The sequence below is a fragment of the Allobosea thiooxidans genome, assembly GCF_900168195.1.
Taxonomy (GTDB): Bacteria; Pseudomonadota; Alphaproteobacteria; order Rhizobiales; family Beijerinckiaceae; genus Allobosea; species Allobosea thiooxidans.
The window spans coordinates 15,719-31,567 of sequence record NZ_FUYX01000025.1; the positions used below are offsets into that span (position 1 = coordinate 15,719).

A 15,849-nucleotide genomic window follows, 5' to 3' on the forward strand; every position below is an offset into this window, starting at 1 on the left:
CGAGATCAGCACCTGCAGATTCTCCTTCGTACCCGAAACGTGACTTGCGATGTCCAGCGAAAGGGCGCTCTGTTCAGCTACAGTTGTCTCCATACCGCTCCTGGAAATGACCGTCGCGGCGCCTGTCACGCCGTCAAACGGAGACACAAACCATGCTCAACGGAACCGGGTCGGTCACTTTACGCAGTGGCCGAAGGCTGCACGCCAAATATCAGTTTGGCACGCATCAGGAGCATCATTGGGTCGGATATCTGATCTGCGATACGGAAACTGCCGATCCGAGCGAGTTCTCCTACAAAATCCTTCTTCAATGCGAAGGCGGCATAGCAATCGAGCTTGCCGTTACCAACTGGACGGATCGCTACATGGCGGTCGTGGGGCGCCCGTTGCCGGAGTTCAATCAAGTCGCTTGAAAGAAAGGCGCCGCACGCTCCCGGTCGATGTGGCCTCGCAGGGACGTCAAACGGCCACAATGATCGACTAACAACAAATGATCGACGGAGTCGCTTAGCTGGCATCGCGAAATCGCGGTTTGCCCGACTTCTTTTCTCTTTCGACATCGCTCGCCGCTTTGCGGCATCCGCTGCCGGCATTGTGCCGGCTGCCTGACACGTCGCGCGGCCGAGCCGCGCGCCATGGAATTCATATGAACAAGACCATCGACAAGACCAAAAACGAACACCGTATCGGCAAGGCAGCGCCGGCACCCGTGTCTCCGCTCCCCGCACCGATCTGCAAACCCGTTTCCGGCGGTCTCTCACGCGCTGAATTGCGTGAGATCGTCGCTGAGATCCTGGGTTAAGGGAAAAGAACCATGGATTTGCATCATCGCGCGCGGCGCCCTCAGAATCGAGGGGGCCTGGCCGAGGCACCGCGAACGCCCAACCTTCAGGCAAGATACGAGCGCACGCTCGCCCTCGCACGCGGGTCGGAAATGATCGGTGACAAAGTTGAAGCCGAGCGCTTTTATCAGCAGGCCGATCACTATCGCCGCCTGTTGAACAACGAAGCCGCTTAGCAGGGCTGACGATCGACGATCGCGATGCCGCGTCGAGAGCTCAGCGGCTTCACGGCAGATTCTTCGATGGGACTGTAGCGCCGCCTGCGCGCTCATCAGCCTCCTTGCGCAGCCGCTGTTCCTTCAGCCGGACTGTCTTCGCGTCGCGCTCCTGGTTGAGGCTTTCAGGCTCCGACAGAAGGCGATTCCGCGACAGCGATTGCGTCTGCGTCTTCAGGAACGCAGCCTCCGCCTGGGTCCGGGATTTTGAATGCTCGGTCATTCTGCTTTCCTCCTGATGGGCGGCTACAGCTGCCGCTCCGCCCGGTCGTCGCTCTGGATCATCCTTGAGAGCCGGATACCGGCGATTTGGCCTTTGCTTTTGAAACGATGATCTGGTTGTGACCGATCGCCCTTTCGCGGCCGTCGATGCCTCGAACCCGGTAATGACGCTCACCGCTCTCCCGCGCCGGCATCACGCGAATAATCTCGTAATCGCCCTCTCCAGAGCGATCGGCGAAGCCGAACGACAGGCGTACGGTGTCGCCGACCTTGATGGGACGTTCGGTCATGGCTTTTCGCTTTCGAGAGTGGGTTGTCCGGCGTAAGGCCGCTTGTCTTTGCCGGGCGCATTTATGACTGCGCAGCCCGGCTCCATCGCTTCCAGTAGTGCTGCGACCTTCACCGTGGCGAAATGGCAGAAGGTGTCCGAGACCGCATAAGGCAGGACGATCATGTCGCTGTGGCGTATCGCGCCGCAGGTGTAGACGACGTTCGGTACGTAGCCCTCCCGTTCCGAGGACTCGGGCTGGACGAAAGGCTGGCGCAGGCGCCCCAGAACTTTCGAAGGGTCCGCCTTGTCGAGCAGGACCGCACCGATCGTGTATTTTCGCACCGCCCCGACGCCGTGGATCAAGAGCAGCCAGCCTTCGTCGAGCTCGATCGGCGAACCGCAGGTGCCGATCTGCACGAACTCCCACGGATACTGCGGCTTCAGGATGGCGACTCCGCCGTTCCAGGTCAGGAGATCATCCGAATAGATCAGGTAGAGGTTTTCATTGTCCTGCCGGGAGATCATTGCGTAGCGACCGCCCAGCTTGCGCGGGAACAACGCCATGCCCTTGTTCACGGCGGCGGAGCCGCGTAGCGGCGACAGCCGGAACGACAGGAAGTCGCGGGTCTCGATCAGCTCCGAGCGGATCGACCTGCCGTCATAGGCCGTATAGGTGGCGCGATATACGATGCCGTCATCTTCCTCGAACGCGACGAAGCGCGCATCCTCGATGCCGTTCGACTGGCATGCGGTCACGGGAAAGATCACCCGCTCGCTGACGTCGCTATCAGCAGCGAAAACAACCTCGACATCCTCGCCATCGAGCCGGGCCATCCGATTATGCAGGGTGGCGATCGTCGCCAGGCGCGAGGTCGGGTCGACGCTGACGCCCCCATCGGCCGCGATCGACCCGGCGCGGAACGTCAGGGACGAGATGTGCCCCTCTCCGACGGCGCGAACGCTGAGGATGAAGCGAAGCCCGCCTGCGGGAGCGCCGGATTGGTCGGGATGCGGGACGATGCTTGGGTTGAAGAGCGCTGCCGCCTCGAACGAATATTCGTGCAGGAAATAGGCCCCGACCAGCTGGCGCTGGACCTTGGTGAAGGCGCCGTGAGCGGCGAAGGCATCCTCCATCTCATCGGCGCGCGCCTCGAACCGCTCCAGCAGATTGCGATGCCGGCCGTTGAAATTCTCCAGCACCTCTGCAAGCAGATTCGCCGCCGCTTCTGGGGCGAGCGATAGAACCCGGTTGACGATATGGTTCGCCTTGGCCTTCTCGGCAGGATCGAAATGCCGTGGCTCGCCTGCAGGGCCGAACCGGCGCACGACGATCCGCGAAGGATCGGGATGCAGATACAGGGTCTGTCGGTTCAGGAAACTGGGCTGGGACAAGACGTCCGCCGATCTGTTTGTGAAAGGTCGCCGAAGGCTCAGGCGTGCAAGGCCCGAAGCGGCGCCAGTTTCGGGCGATCCCCGCTGACGCGGGCAAGCTGGCGAATCTCGGCGAGGCTGAGTAGGTAGGATACCACGGATTCGCCACCGCGGTTCTCATTCGGTCGATCGCGATGCAGGCCGTCACGGCAGGCGCCGGTATCCAGGTCGACCAGGGGCACGGAGAGATCATTGTCGCCCAGGAACCAGGCGAATGCGCACGCGGCGTCGTTGCGCCATTGCGGATCGCCGTCGGCCCGCCAGGCTGCGAGGCAGGCGGAAATCGTCGCCGTCGCTTCCAGCGGCTGCTGATCGAAAACCTTCGGTGGGCTGCGCCTGTCGCCGAAACTCTCCGAGCCGACCGGCCTGAACAGGCCTGTCGGCGTCGTCTGGAGATGCGTGAGCCAACGCAGCGAGCGCAGGCCGGCCTCGACATAGGCCGGCACCTTCATCGCCAATCCCGTCGCGATCATCGCTTGGGGCAGGCGCGCGTTATCGTACGAGAGCCCATCCTCGAACCAGATCCAGCCCGGCGTCTCGACCGTCGCGAGCAGGCCGAGCAGGCGGTCGGCGAGAAGCGTACGCACCGATGCGGCCACCACGGTGGTGCAATGAGCGTCGAGGCCCAGCAAGGCAAAGGCCCATGCGCGCGGTGAGCTGAAACGTTCAATGATGGGCAGGGCCTCGGCGAACAGTGCGGCAGCCCACTGCCTTCGCGGAGCGCTCGCATCGTCGCGCGCGCAGACGCCGAGCGCCCAGAGCGAGCGTCCGTGACTGTCTTCCGACCCGGCTTCCTCGAGCCAGCGCCGCTCGAAACTCATGAAGTTGCGGAAGCGTCGTCGATCGGGATTCCAGGCGTGCTGGACGAAAGAGGTGAAGCGCGTCGTAAGGGTTTCCGGCAATCGCGACTCGCCGGTGCCATTCAAAGCACTGGCGAGGAGCAACGCGCGGGCATTGTCATCGACGCAATAGCCATGGGAGCGGTCCGGCACGGAATGAACCGCGTGCTGGAACAGCCCGGTATCGTCGCACATGGACAGGAGGTGGCCGGTCTGCATCTCGGGCGGCGGTGCCGTTGCCATCAAGGCCCTCGGCTGACTTGAGCCCGCGACGGCATTCAGCACGCGTCCCCGGCGCGCCGTCTCGAAGGCGGCGAGATAGCGCTTCGCGGTTCGCTCCCAGGTCATCGAGCGGCTGCTCGCATAGGCGCGCAGCCTCATGTCTTGACGCCGGGGCGCATCGGTCAGCAAGCCCGCAATCTCGTTGCCGATGGCGACGGCATCGCCAAAGGGCACCAGGATGCCGCGCCCGTCCGCGAGCAATTCCCTAGCGTGCCAATAGGGCGTCGAAACCACGGCCTTGCCCAGCCCGAAACTGTAGGACAGCGTGCCCGACGTCATTTGCGCCTCGTTGAGATAGGGCGTGACATAGACATCGCACATCGAGATGAAGCCGAGCAGCGTCGCCTGATCGACGAACTGGTCGAGAAAGACGACGTGGTCCTCGACCCCGAGCTCGCGCACACGCGACATCAGGCTTTCGCGATAGGACTCGCCACGTTCACGAACGAGATGGGGATGCGTCGCGCCGAGAACAACGTAGATCGCGTCGGGGCGGCGCCTTAGGATCGAGGGCATCGCGTCGATCATCACCTCGATGCCCTTGTTGGGCGACAGCAGGCCGAAGGTCAGGATGACGGAGCGACCGCCAAAGCCCAGCCGTTCCTTGGCCTCATCGGGCTCGACAAAGGCGAATTCGGGAATGCCGTGCGCGATCACCTCGATCTTGTCCGCTGGCAGCCGATAGACGGCCCGCAGCAGGTCGCGCCCCTTCTCGGCCATGACAACAATACGGGCCGAGGCGTCGACGATCCGTTCCATCACGTCGCGCTGCGCAGCATTCGGTTCGGCCAGGACAGTGTGAAGCGTCGTGACGACGGGCATGGTCAGGCGCGACAGCAACGCCATGAGATGGCTCCCAGCCTCACCACCGAAGATGCCGAATTCGTGCTGGAGGGAGACGACATCGAAGCGCCCCTCGTTCAGGAAATCGGCAGCATGCGCATAGCTTTCGAGTCGCTGGTCGGAGATCTGGCAGTGCACCGAGAACGGATAGTCGTAGCCGTCGGCATGGTCGTTCATGGCGACGATGGAGGTGTTGACATCGGAGGATGCGATCGCCTGCTGCAGATCCGTGGTGAAGGTCGCGATCCCGCAGCGACGAGGCAGCGAGTTGCCGATGAAGGCGATGCGTTTGGCCGGGCTCATGATTGCGCCTCCGTGGACGGACCTGGCGAGCTCACAACGGCCTGCGGCGGCCCGGTGGGAGGTGAAACCGTCTCGCGAAACCTGGGCATGCCGACCCCATCGATCCGATGCAGGAGATTGCGGCTTGGTGCCGCAGCGTCATAGGCGACGAGGCAGGACAGGCCGGCTTCGCCCGGCACGATGCGCGCGCTCTGAGCCTCGATGAAGCAGCCCCGGCCGATGCCGATTTGGAAAGCGCCGATCGTGGCATCGCCAGCGATGGCTGCCAGCCAGGTCTCGCACCGGGCATCGAGCTCCCAGATCGATCCGGCAGGCAGGTCGATCTGCTCGAAGACGAAATAGGGGTTTGCGACGAGCACGGTCCGGACGTCGCCCAGGCGCCGTGGCGGCACGGTTCGTTTGGTGGGGCCTGTGTGAGCCACCGCAACGCCCTGCTCGATGTGCAGTTCGCGGGCACGGCCGTGGTCGAAGAGACGGAACGTCGTGTCGCTGCGCTGCTGGATCTCGGCGAGCACGAGGCCTGCACCGATCGCGTGGATCGTCCCGGCGGGAACGGCGATGACCTCCCCCGCGTGCGGCTTGTGCCATGCGACAAGCTGGGCGATCGAGCCATTGGCAATGGCAGCCCGCAATTGCTCCGGAGTGACTACCGCCTTGAGACCGACTCCGACTGTGGCGTCAGATGCCGCGGACAAGATGTACCAGGCTTCGGTCTTGCCGCGCGGCAGCCCCATCTGATGGGCAGCGGCATCACCTGGGTGCACCTGGATCGACAGGGACTCCCGCGTGAACAGGAGTTTGAGCAGCAAGGCCGGCTCCGGCGCGTGCTTATCGCAGCGCTGGAACCAGAGTTCGCCGATCGGAATGCTGGGATGCCCCGTTCCGCTCCAGGGAAGGAGATCTGTCGATCCCCAGGGCTTAGGGATTAGCTCCATACAGGTTTGTTCGAGCGCCATTATAGGGCTCCTAGTTCGTACGGCCGGAAATCGACCGACGGATCGTCGCGCGCCGGCCTTGAGTAGCGGCGGTTCGCGGGGCACTGGCGCAAGCAATCGCGTATCGCGGGCTGCGTCGGCTGGCCAGCGCGCAATAGGAAAGCGCCAGCCGCTGTTCCGGTTTTGAAGCAATCTTCCAGGCGATCGAGCCGTTCGACGCGGCATCGAGGCGCGCGATGACCGAGATGAGGCGTCAAATGCGCCCGCCGCAGGATACAGTATGCTGGATCAGCGGAGGCCAGCGCGTGGGTTCCTCGCCGGTGTCGTCCTATTAAAGCGTTGAGGTCATCCTCCAACGCGCTGGCAAATTCGCCCCCGGGCTCACCGTGAACATTTGGGTGTTGCCACACGAAGAAAGCGACGGCGTGTGCAGCAAGGTTGCGATCTGGCGGTACGCCAGGAACGAGGCGGCTGGAATCTCCGCCTCGTCGACCACCGCGCCGTAGGTGCCGGCAGGCTACATATGGTCTATCGCGCTCAGTCTGAACGGCTTCCTGAACGTAATCGTGGTTTTTCGGCTAAGAATGTTCATGTCAGCTCTTCTTCTTCGGCTTTCCCGCAAGTTCGAGCGCTGCCGGAAGACCCTTCGCAGATACGGGCACTGCCGCAATTTCCTTTTTCTTCTTAGGCTTCTTGGCTTCTCGATTGCCGCGCATCTGTCCCTTGGCCATATGAAACTCCGCTTGCCGAGCAGGGAGGCGACATGAACGCCACCATTTCCGCGCTGCTCACGCGGAATGGTTCATGATCGGCGGGCGATGTCGCTGCGTAGGGCAGTCGCCGTTGCGATCGTTTCAGGTCTTGGACATGCCGAGTGTTTCGGCGCAGGCCTTGGCGACGGCCGAGTCCGGTGAGGTGCTGCCGATCATCGTGGCCCAACCACCCTTGGCGATGAAATCGCCTTGGCCCCACGAACTGATCTTCTTCAGCTCGGCGAGGGCGGCATCGGCATTGGGCTGCTTTTGAAAGTTGCTCACGCAGATCGGGGACAAGGCCGCGACAACGGCATTCTCAGCTCTGAGCTTCGCCACGCGTTCGCTCGTTGAAGCGGTGGTCCACCCACCCCAGGTGAAGCCGAGAACGGCAAGGGCAACAGCGCCGCCAACGGCGCCCCAGATGGCAGGTTTGGTTTCAGCGGGGATTTTCATGGAAAATCCTTCCGATTTGCGGAAGAAAATCCTCCCGTAGAATTATATAACATGAAAATCCAAAATAACTCAGCTAATTTTTCTCATGAAATCGAGAAATAATGCGATTTTTTCTCCGCTCCTCGCGAAAGAATAAACTCCATTTCACCTGAGTAACACTCATATATCGCGCCGATTCCGGCCTCCAATCAGACAAAATTTCGTATCCAAAGACATCAGGGGTTCGCCTCCTTCGGTGACGACATCGCCAGTGCTGAAAACATAGAGCATGCGCTCTAACCGACTTGGCGCCTTGCCCGGCCGGACACAGGCGGTGCCGATTGCGCAGAGCCGAACTGCAAACAACTCCGGGGGAGTAAGGGTTCACAGTCGATCTGCTCAGATGCGTCCAGATCAAGGCGCCGATCAATCGGCTCTTCGTTGTGCTGAGATGAATTCATCGACGGCGTCTTGCGCCAAGGTCGAATTTCCGCTCTGCCCGTCTCGCATCAGCTTCATCACAATACCCCAGAGTTCCTGCCGCTGCGGTGTGAAACTGTCCGGTGAGACTGCCCCGGTCGTCTGGAGCATTTCCCACGCTCGGTCGAACGCGGATTGCATCTCACTCAGAGAAGCGGGCTGATTCCACCTGGGCGGGCGATTCGGCAAGCTGAACTCCTGGCGACTGACGAGTTTGAAAGCAGCTGCCAGCCGCCGGAAATACGAGATCACGGTCGGCGCAGCGAATGACGCAGACACGCGGTCACGCCATCACCCCACGCGGGATGGCGCGCAGTTCTTCGCGCAGATGCTGCCAGATTTGAGGCTTCCGGCTCTGATCCACCTTGGCCTGCGATGCGTCGAATTGAGCGCAGGCCACCGATACCGATACATCCAAGAGCTTTTGATCGTTCATTAGAGTCCAGTATTTCGGATATCGCCGCGGCAGTATAGCGAAGGTCGAAGCAGCACCTGGCGCGATCGCGCGGAGTTCAGGCTACGAGAAAATCCGAAAGACGTGCGTCGGGCTTCTGATCTGTGCGCCTGAACGGGCGACCGCCCAGCGGGCAAACCGTGACTAGGCGCCGATTGTGTTCGAATTGCAAGGCACGCTCTGCTGCCGCCGCAAGCGTCGGAGGCAGCCAGGGCAGCTTCAACCGGCGGGTCTGACAAATCCTCTGCCGTCTCGGGCTCAGCTCGCGCCTTCACGGCACTCGCGGACACGGCGCGGCTCCTTAACCTTGGAGGCCGTGCTTCAGGAGCAGGTTCATGTTCCCGATTTAGTCAGCGTTTCCGTCCTCGCAACGATGGGTGCGACGCGGATGAGATCAGCAACCGGGTGACCAAACATAAGCGAGCCCTGGAAGGCGCCTTCTCCGATGTGTCAGCTAGTTGCCGGCGACCCGGCGCGCTACGGCTCGCATGTCGACCTTGGTTGGCAGCGCGTTCAAAAAGCGGCGGCAGCCCTCCATCTCGGTCTCCCAGTCCATGGCACGTTCCAGCATCAGCTTGACCTCGGCTAACGCTACCGGCCGCTCTGACAGGATGGCGTCGTCAAGGATCACTACTAGCTGCCGTGCGGCATATTCGCAATTAAACAGAACTCCCTTGTAGTTTCCCTCGATGTCGAAGCTGAAGGCATCTATCTTAGCAGTCAGCGCAGCTCTAAGCCTCTGGTTGGCGGGGCGGTCAAACGGACTGCTCTCCAGTGCGCGAGCGGAGTTTACTGTGAGTTCGTAGAGATTTCGCGTGTCCTTTCGCTCGTTAGCGGAGACTGCGCTCATCGCCCCGGTGAGAACGACAAGAAAACCGACTGAAAGTACAATATTTGTGGCCAATCTGAACTCCATCTCGCTCTGACCGTTCACCTTCGAGGCAATCAACTTGTGTTATGAGAAGCTGCGGCCAAACGTTCATCATGGCAGTTACAGATGACCGCGCATTCTGCGGCATTGCCAATCCCGCCGCATCGTCTCAACTATGGGGGCGATGCCCTTGTCAGCGCTGCCGGCATGGCAGCCGTCGCGGTTGGAGCGTGGATCGCATGGATGCGGTGGCGCTTTTAGCCGGACACCCTTCGCCGGTGGGCGTCTGAATTTGCGACGACCTGTGAAGCTTCCTGTTCGAAGGCGGTAATCAATCGCCGGAAATCAGCAGCTACTTCTGAAGTTTCCCGTCCTGGCACTTCTGCCCAGTACATCACTGCCTGCCACGCCAACTCATACGACTGGCACAGGTCTGCCCCAGTCGGTGTCGATGCGAACCTTATGAACTCATTGCCAAGTTCGGGACGGCGGAGGAGGAGCCGAGCTAGGCCGGCTCTTGTTTCATGGTCTACCATCCCGTCCACCGCGCGGCTCGATAGTCATCGCAGCTTGGCCCGCTCTAAGCGATGGTGAAAGAGCGATAGCGTTTCGGCTATCGGCGTTTGATCAGGAAGCTGAACCAGCATCCGCCACGATCCCAATATCCGCAATCTCGCTGCCTGATCGGGCGGCCTTTTCCTCGACATACTTCAGCCTGGTGACCGCGGTGTTCGGCAGCCCTCGAACGCGAAGCCATGCGAGAAACTCGTCTGGCCGGATCGTAATGATCTGAAGCGCTCTGCCTCGCTCTAGCCAAGCATTGATAACGTCGAGCGCGGCTGCGTGCCAAACATCGTAGTCGCCCGGCATTTCATCGTGGTCGTGCGCCAGCTCCCAAAGGCGCTGGAAATCTTCCCGCTCGTACCACGGCAACGCGACCGTGTACGCCTCGACTGTGGGTTTCACTTGGGCCGCCGATCGTCCGCGTGCGACGCGGGAACTGAGGATGCTAACCGCCCGATAAAGGGGGTAGTCGGCTTGCTTGCAGCCGACGCCAATTGTGATGGAATGTCAATTTTAACATGTCCTCACATGACTGCGTGCGGGCGATCAGCTCAATCGGCAGGCCGCCTTCGGAAGCAGTTCACGCAGGTGCATTTCTGCTTCAAGGGTGAGGACTACGGTACCCCCGCCGAAATGGCTTGCAAGGCGCTCCGCGACGGCAATTGCCTCAAAGAGGTCGTTGGAATGCCCGTAGTGCGCGCCCGTTACGTCTCGCGCCGCCCAGACCTTGCCGATGCGGCATACCGTGAGCCTCTGGGACATGAGCCTTCCGATCGGAAAGGAAACAGTGCGCGGAGCATGGTTGTTCCATGCTCGCAGAATCTGACTCGCTTTTCGGCCGGAGAGGCACCAACTCAAAGTTATCTTCATATCGCTCTTTTGCCGATGAACGACGATCCATCGGCCCTAATCCCGCAATTTCCAGAATATTTCGAAGCACAAAAGCTTCGTTTGACATTTTACTTCCCAAGTCCCACCTTAGAAAAATCGATGTAGGCCGAATGAATTGGCCCCGCGCTTTGCCGCGCACTGCTGACGAACTTCCTGCTCAAATCGAGACATGCGCCGCATCCGCGACGTATGATGCGTCGCTTTTTCAGGAGGTCGACATGGCCAGCGGCACAGTCAAATGGTTCAATACGGATAAGGGCTTCGGCTTCATTCAGCCTGAAGACGGTGGGCAGGATGCCTTCGTTCATATCAGCGCCGTTGAGCGGGCCGGATTGCGCACACTCAAGGAAGGCCAGAAGGTCTCTTACGAGCTGGTGCAGGACAAGCGGTCCGGGAAGGTCTCCGCGGACAACTTGCAGGCAGAGTGAGCCAAGGCGCCGCCCGGCGCGGTAATCGGATCAGCGGTGACCGTGGATCTAGCGGCGCCTGCTCGATTGAGCGACGGACGCCCACGGGGGCCGGGATTAACCCGGCCCTTTTTTGATCACTACAGAAGGATGCTCGAATGCAGGTTCTCGTCCGCGACAACAATGTTGACCAGGCGCTCCGCGTCCTCAAAAAGAAGATGCAGCGTGAAGGCGTGTTTCGCGAGATGAAGGCCCGGCGTTCCTACGAGAAGCCATCCGAACGACGAGCCCGCGAGAAGGCTGAAGCTATCCGCCGCGCCCGTAAGGCAGCACGCAAGCTGGCTCAGCGTGAAGGATTGCTGCCGGCGCCGAAGCGCGTGGAGAGGCCCGCGCGGCCCGCGCAGGCCCGATGAGCGAGGGTCAGGCTTGAGCTTCAACCCGCAGAGTTTTGCTGATCGCCAAGTCAGTTCGGTCAACGCCAAGAAGGCGTTGCTGGAGCGCTTCAAGGCGCGCCCCAAGGCCGATGATCCGATCATGATCCGGCGCCGTACCGAGCGCGAAGCTGTCGCGAGCGCGCGAGCCGAGCGAGAGGCGGAAAAGGCTGCCCAACGCGCCCAAGAGGAGCGACTTGCGGCGATCGAACGCGAACGCCTCGCCGAGCAGCAGCGCCAGAACGAACTCGCCCGCCAGGCTGCGCGCCAGGCCGAGCTGGCGAAGATCGAAGCCGAGCGCCCCCGAAAGGTTCTGCTCGAGGCAGTGCAATACATGCAGGAACGCACGTCAGGAAAACGACGCTGAACGACTTGGCATCGTGCGTTCGCAAGGAGTTGCCGATGTCGGATAAGAAGGTTCCGCCAGAAGAAGCCAAGCTCCGGGCCCGGAGCAGGGCGACGCTCGCTGCGCAACGTCGCACTGATACGAAAACCGCTCTGGAAGCGTTGCGCATGGAACAGGTCGCCCTACGTGAGCGCACGGCGAAGCTACGGGCGCTGCGGCTTGCAAAAGAGGCTGCTGACGCAGATACCTCCGTAGCCACTCCAGAAGCGAAGGCGAAAGCCAGGCCGGCAAACAGTATCACTCGACGCAGGCGCGCTTCTACCTGATCGCGAAACGGGAGGCGGCAATGGATACAAGAGTAAGATCGAGGATCGAACCGGTGGGGGCACCGATCTGCTGGAGCGCTCTATCTGCTCGATCATCCGCCGTCGCCAGCCCGGCGGCATCTCCATGCAGAAGGATGCTGGCTGATGGGGATCGCGCGCTCGACCTATTACGATAAGCCGGCCGCCAGCATCGACGACACCGCGCTCGTCGAGACCATCGTCACGATCTCCGACAGCTTCGAGGCCTAGTATCGACGGATGCAGGCGGCGCTGCGTCGCCGCCTACCACAAGAAGATCAGGCGGCTGATGCGCGAGCACGACCTCCAGCCGGTCAGACACGCGCCAACTTGGGGCACCGGAGGTCGCCGATCAGTTGATCATCGAATGTCGATCATCTGGTCTGCCTGGTCTACGATTCAGCCAGGCGCTGCACCAATCCCGCCGCTATCGTAACCGATCTTGCTAGGACCGACGGACGCTTTCAAGTTAATGGTGGTCTGCCCACGCGGCGCCTATGAGAGCCGGCTCCTGGCGCAATATTCGTGGCGCAAAGGGGGGGCTTCGTCGCAGACGTCGACCACTATTGCTCCCGCATTTGACAAGTCGCAGAAGCAAGGGCCCCAAACGTCACCTAGGAGCCAGATCGCCGCCTTCGCCGCCGGCACGATCGGGGTACCTTCAAGCGGACGTTGCCAGCGTCAGCTAGGGGCCAATCTCGTTGGTTGGGTGCTAACGGAAGTGCGCCGTCTGAGCGGCCCTCAATCCTCGTGATAAGAATCCTCGATCGAGGATAGGTGCACCGATACCGCACTTCTCGCCATTCGAGTGTAACCGCTGTTTTCAGGCCACGGCCTTGAGCGGCTGAGGCGCGTAGGCCCAGGGCAGCAGGTCGTCGATCTGGCTCTGAGGATGACCAGCGACGATGCGGGCGATGACGTCGCCGAGATAGGCTTGCGGGTCGATGGCGTTGAGCTTGCAGGTCTCCACCAGCGAGGCGATGACAGCCCAGTGCTCGCCGCCACCGTCTGAGCCGGCGAAGAGCGCGTTCTTGCGATTGAGCGCGATAGGCCGGATGGCGCGCTCGACCACGTTGGAGTCGATTTCGACGCAGCCGTCGTCGAGGAAGCGGGTGAGGCCCTGCCAGCGCGAGAGGGCGTAGCGGATAGCCTCGGCGAGTTTGCTCTTCTGGCTGACGAGGCCGAGCTTCTCCCTGAGCCACGGTTCCAGCGCCGTGACGATGGGGCGGCTCCTGGCCTGCCGGGCAGCACGACGTTCCTCGGCCGAGCAGCCGCGGATTTCGCCTTCAACGTGGTAGAGCGCCGCGATGCGCGCGAGAGCTTCCGTGGCGATCGGCGCCGGCCCGGATTGGGCCAGCTCATAGAACTTGCGCCGGACGTGGCTCCAGCAGAACGCCAGGCTCACCGCGTTGCGTTCGGCCAGGACCTTGTAGCCTGCGTAGCCATCAACCTGCAGCGTGCCCACGAAGCCCTGAAGATGCCGGATCGGCTGCTCGGCCTTGCGATCCGGCGCATAGAGATAGGCCACGCCAGGCGGATCCGATCCGCCCCAGGGCCTGTCATCGCGGGCATAGGCGAAGAGCTGGCCGGTCTTGGTGCGGCCACGGCCCGGATCGAGCACCGGCGCCGTGGTCTCGTCGGCGAAGAGCTTGTCCGATGCCTTCAGGCGCTCGAACAGCCGCGTATGGACGGGCCGCAGGAGGAAGGCGGCCTTGCCGACCCAGTCGGCCAAGGTCGAGCGATCCAGGTTCACACCCTGCCGGGCATAGATCTGTGCCTGACGGTAGAGCGGCAGGTGATCGGCGTATTTCGAGACGAGGACATGGGCGACGGTGGCCTCTGTCGGGATGCCGCCCTCGACGAGCCGGCCGGGCGCCGGCGCCTGCACCACAACCTCCTCGCAGGTCCGGCAGGCGTATTTCGGCCGGCGCGTCACGATCACGCGGAACTGGGCCGGCACGATATCGAGGCGTTCGGACACATCCTCGCCGATGGCATGCAGCGCGCGCCGGCAGCACGGGCAGGTCTTGTCCTGGATGTCGATAATCTGCTCGACCCGCGGCAGGTGCGCCGGCAACGCCCCGCGGTTGGCGCGGCGCTTCCTGGCTCGCTCGGCCCGTTTGGCAGGGTCGGCAGCCTCCTCGCCGGCAAAACCCTCGGCCTCGATCTGCTCGGCCTCCTCGAGCCCCAGCAGCAACTGATCGACTGGCAGGCTCTCGGCCCTGCGGCCGAAGCGATGGCGCTGCAGCTCCTTGATGATCTGGCGCAGCCGCTCGTTCTCGGCACGCTCCGCCGCGAGCATCGCCCGAAGCGCGATCGGATCATTGGTCTGAGGTTCGGCCGCGTCGCTCACAAAGCCGATTCAATCATGGATTACAGTGGCTTGCTAGCGCAGGGCCGATCAACTTGCGGCGATTGGAACGCGCGTCTGGCGCCGCTCATGTACGCGGCGCCAGTCCAGACCTTCCAGCAAGGCCTGAAGCTGGGCAGCCGTCAGCCGCACGACACCGTCGGCGATGGCAGGCCACTGGAACTTGCCGTCCTCCAGCCTCTTGGAGAACAGGCAGACGCCGGTTCCATCGAAGTAGACCAGCTTGATCCGGTCGGCGCGCCGCGCCCGGAACACATAGACCGTGCCGGAGAACGGGTCGGCGCCCATGCTCTCGCGAACCAACGCCGCCAAGCCCTCAGCACCCTTGCGGAAGTCGACCGGCTTCGTCGCCACCATGACGCGGACCGCGCCGGTCGGTCCGATCACGAGCCGGCCTTCAACGCACCCAGCACCGCGGCGATCGTGGCCGGCGAGGCCCCATTCTCGATCGTCACCTTCACACCGGCGACGTCGATCTCGATCGCCGCCGCGCGCCGATGTTGCCGACTGCGCCGCTTTCGGCGCGCCGATGCTGCCGGCGGCTCCGCGGCGAGAACCGGTTCGGGAGCGACGACAGCCGGCACGAAGGCCGGCACCGCCTGCGCGGCCTTGCGCGCCTCGCGGCGCCAGGTGAACAACTGCTGCGGCGTCAGGCCATGCCGGCGTGCGACCTCGGAGACGACCGCTCCGGGGATCAGCGTCTCTTCAAGAATCTGCGCCCGGTCATCGGCACTCCACCGCCGTCGGCCTATCGCCCCGGTGATCACCTCGAAGCGGCGCACCTCACCCTCAGGCTCAAGTCTATGGTCAAGCCTAGACACAAAACGATCCTCCAAATCAGGATCGTCAGAGTGGGCGCTCAACGCGCTGCAAAGAAGGTGCGATCGGAACAGCGCTTACATTCGAGCGGATGCAACGCCCCGTTCACCTTTATCTGCCGCCGAAGTGTTAGGGCAGCTCTGGAGCTAGGCGCCGATCCGCGTTGACGCCCCTAAGCCGTTGAAGCTTGGGGCGCCTGCCGAGCCCTACTGAAATGGCTGCATATAAGGCAACGGCAGCTAAATCCTGCTCGCCAAGGCACGACGTGAGATGATCGACAGGAGATAAGCCCGCACAAATTTCGCGACGTAGGCGCGACCTTCCTCGCATACGAAGCACCGCAGGCGCCACTCCTGGCCGCCAGCTTGCTCTCGCATAGGCATCCGTCAACCACAGAACGATGTACGCGACGGCGGCCATCCGCTCGATGATCGATGACCGTGGTGACGCCGCGGGACGGCGGTGGCGTTTCGCTTGAGCTCCACGGCGGCTTGGCGCGGA

At 62.4% G+C, this 15,849-nt stretch carries 20 protein-coding genes; 6 read left to right on the top strand and 14 right to left on the bottom strand.

Going from position 1 to position 15,849, the window contains the following annotated elements; all coding sequences use genetic code 11:
- Positions 1-152 precede the first annotated feature (152 nt).
- The 3 genes from B5Y19_RS24980 (at position 153) to B5Y19_RS24985 (ending at position 1,018) form a co-directional block, all read left to right on the top strand.
- Complete coding sequence (locus B5Y19_RS24980; RefSeq protein WP_055730730.1) at positions 153-413, top strand: hypothetical protein; 261 nt, start codon at positions 153-155, stop codon at positions 411-413.
- Between the two features lie 233 nt (positions 414-646).
- A complete protein-coding gene (locus B5Y19_RS26265) occupies positions 647-802 on the top strand; it encodes a hypothetical protein (RefSeq protein WP_156367150.1) in 156 nt (51 codons plus the stop codon).
- Between the two features lie 12 nt (positions 803-814).
- Positions 815-1,018, top strand: coding sequence for a DUF4167 domain-containing protein (locus tag B5Y19_RS24985; RefSeq protein WP_079592343.1), 204 nt, complete (start codon positions 815-817; stop codon positions 1,016-1,018).
- Between the two features lie 49 nt (positions 1,019-1,067).
- On the opposite strand, the gene B5Y19_RS24990 is transcribed toward B5Y19_RS24985, so the two are convergent.
- From B5Y19_RS24990 to B5Y19_RS25035, 11 genes are all read right to left on the bottom strand, one after another.
- Positions 1,068-1,280 (bottom strand): hypothetical protein, encoded by a 213-nt coding sequence (locus B5Y19_RS24990; RefSeq protein WP_055730732.1) that lies wholly within the window; start codon positions 1,278-1,280, stop codon positions 1,068-1,070.
- A gap of 58 nt (positions 1,281-1,338) precedes the next feature.
- Positions 1,339-1,569, bottom strand: coding sequence for a hypothetical protein (locus B5Y19_RS24995; protein ID WP_055730736.1), 231 nt, complete (start codon positions 1,567-1,569; stop codon positions 1,339-1,341).
- Complete coding sequence (locus B5Y19_RS25000) at positions 1,566-2,942, bottom strand: glycoside hydrolase family 130 protein (RefSeq protein WP_079592345.1); 1,377 nt, start codon at positions 2,940-2,942, stop codon at positions 1,566-1,568. Before B5Y19_RS25000 ends, B5Y19_RS24995 begins: the two co-directional genes overlap by 4 nt.
- A gap of 38 nt (positions 2,943-2,980) precedes the next feature.
- A complete protein-coding gene (locus tag B5Y19_RS25005) occupies positions 2,981-5,248 on the bottom strand; it encodes a glycosyltransferase family 4 protein (protein WP_055730737.1) in 2,268 nt (755 codons plus the stop codon).
- Positions 5,245-6,204, bottom strand: coding sequence for a class I mannose-6-phosphate isomerase (locus B5Y19_RS25010; protein WP_055730738.1), 960 nt, complete (start codon positions 6,202-6,204; stop codon positions 5,245-5,247). Before B5Y19_RS25010 ends, B5Y19_RS25005 begins: the two co-directional genes overlap by 4 nt.
- 572 nt (positions 6,205-6,776) lie before the next feature.
- Positions 6,777-6,914 carry a hypothetical protein gene (locus B5Y19_RS26270; protein ID WP_176168728.1) on the bottom strand — a complete coding sequence of 46 codons (138 nt, stop codon included), beginning with the start codon at positions 6,912-6,914 and terminating at the stop codon, positions 6,777-6,779.
- Between the two features lie 123 nt (positions 6,915-7,037).
- Entirely contained in the window at positions 7,038-7,391 is a 354-nt protein-coding gene (locus tag B5Y19_RS25015) for a hypothetical protein (RefSeq protein ID WP_055730739.1), read from the bottom strand.
- Positions 7,392-8,133: 742 nt separating this feature from the next.
- Positions 8,134-8,286, bottom strand: a complete 153-nt coding sequence (locus tag B5Y19_RS26275; protein WP_156367151.1) for a hypothetical protein — start codon at positions 8,284-8,286, stop codon at positions 8,134-8,136.
- A gap of 472 nt (positions 8,287-8,758) precedes the next feature.
- The gene (locus B5Y19_RS25025) at positions 8,759-9,208 is read right to left on the bottom strand and encodes a hypothetical protein (protein ID WP_139384558.1); all 450 of its coding nucleotides are present in this window, start codon (positions 9,206-9,208) and stop codon (positions 8,759-8,761) included.
- A 594-nt stretch (positions 9,209-9,802) separates the two neighbouring features.
- A complete protein-coding gene (locus tag B5Y19_RS25030) occupies positions 9,803-10,141 on the bottom strand; it encodes a hypothetical protein (protein ID WP_055730742.1) in 339 nt (112 codons plus the stop codon).
- 144 nt (positions 10,142-10,285) lie between these two features.
- Complete coding sequence (locus B5Y19_RS25035) at positions 10,286-10,501, bottom strand: hypothetical protein (RefSeq protein ID WP_055730743.1); 216 nt, start codon at positions 10,499-10,501, stop codon at positions 10,286-10,288.
- 347 nt (positions 10,502-10,848) lie between these two features.
- On the opposite strand from B5Y19_RS25035, the gene B5Y19_RS25040 reads away from it, so the two are divergent.
- From B5Y19_RS25040 to B5Y19_RS25050, 3 genes are all read left to right on the top strand, one after another.
- Positions 10,849-11,058 carry a cold-shock protein gene (locus tag B5Y19_RS25040; protein WP_038361902.1) on the top strand — a complete coding sequence of 70 codons (210 nt, stop codon included), beginning with the start codon at positions 10,849-10,851 and terminating at the stop codon, positions 11,056-11,058.
- 137 nt (positions 11,059-11,195) lie between these two features.
- On the top strand, positions 11,196-11,450 hold the full coding sequence (gene rpsU, locus B5Y19_RS25045; RefSeq protein ID WP_055730744.1) for a 30S ribosomal protein S21: 255 nt from the start codon (positions 11,196-11,198) through the stop codon (positions 11,448-11,450).
- A gap of 13 nt (positions 11,451-11,463) precedes the next feature.
- Entirely contained in the window at positions 11,464-11,835 is a 372-nt protein-coding gene (locus B5Y19_RS25050; protein ID WP_176168729.1) for a DUF6481 family protein, read from the top strand.
- 1,146 nt (positions 11,836-12,981) lie between these two features.
- Here B5Y19_RS25050 and tnpC read toward each other — a convergent pair.
- The 3 genes from tnpC to tnpA form a co-directional block, all read right to left on the bottom strand.
- Complete coding sequence (tnpC, locus tag B5Y19_RS25055) at positions 12,982-14,460, bottom strand: IS66 family transposase (protein ID WP_139384560.1); 1,479 nt, start codon at positions 14,458-14,460, stop codon at positions 12,982-12,984.
- 99 nt (positions 14,461-14,559) lie between these two features.
- On the bottom strand, positions 14,560-14,916 hold the full coding sequence (gene tnpB / locus B5Y19_RS25060) for an IS66 family insertion sequence element accessory protein TnpB (protein WP_055730734.1): 357 nt from the start codon (positions 14,914-14,916) through the stop codon (positions 14,560-14,562).
- Positions 14,913-15,311 carry an IS66-like element accessory protein TnpA gene (gene tnpA, locus B5Y19_RS25065; protein ID WP_176168730.1) on the bottom strand — a complete coding sequence of 133 codons (399 nt, stop codon included), beginning with the start codon at positions 15,309-15,311 and terminating at the stop codon, positions 14,913-14,915. Before tnpA ends, tnpB begins: the two co-directional genes overlap by 4 nt.
- Positions 15,312-15,849: the final 538 nt, after the last annotated feature.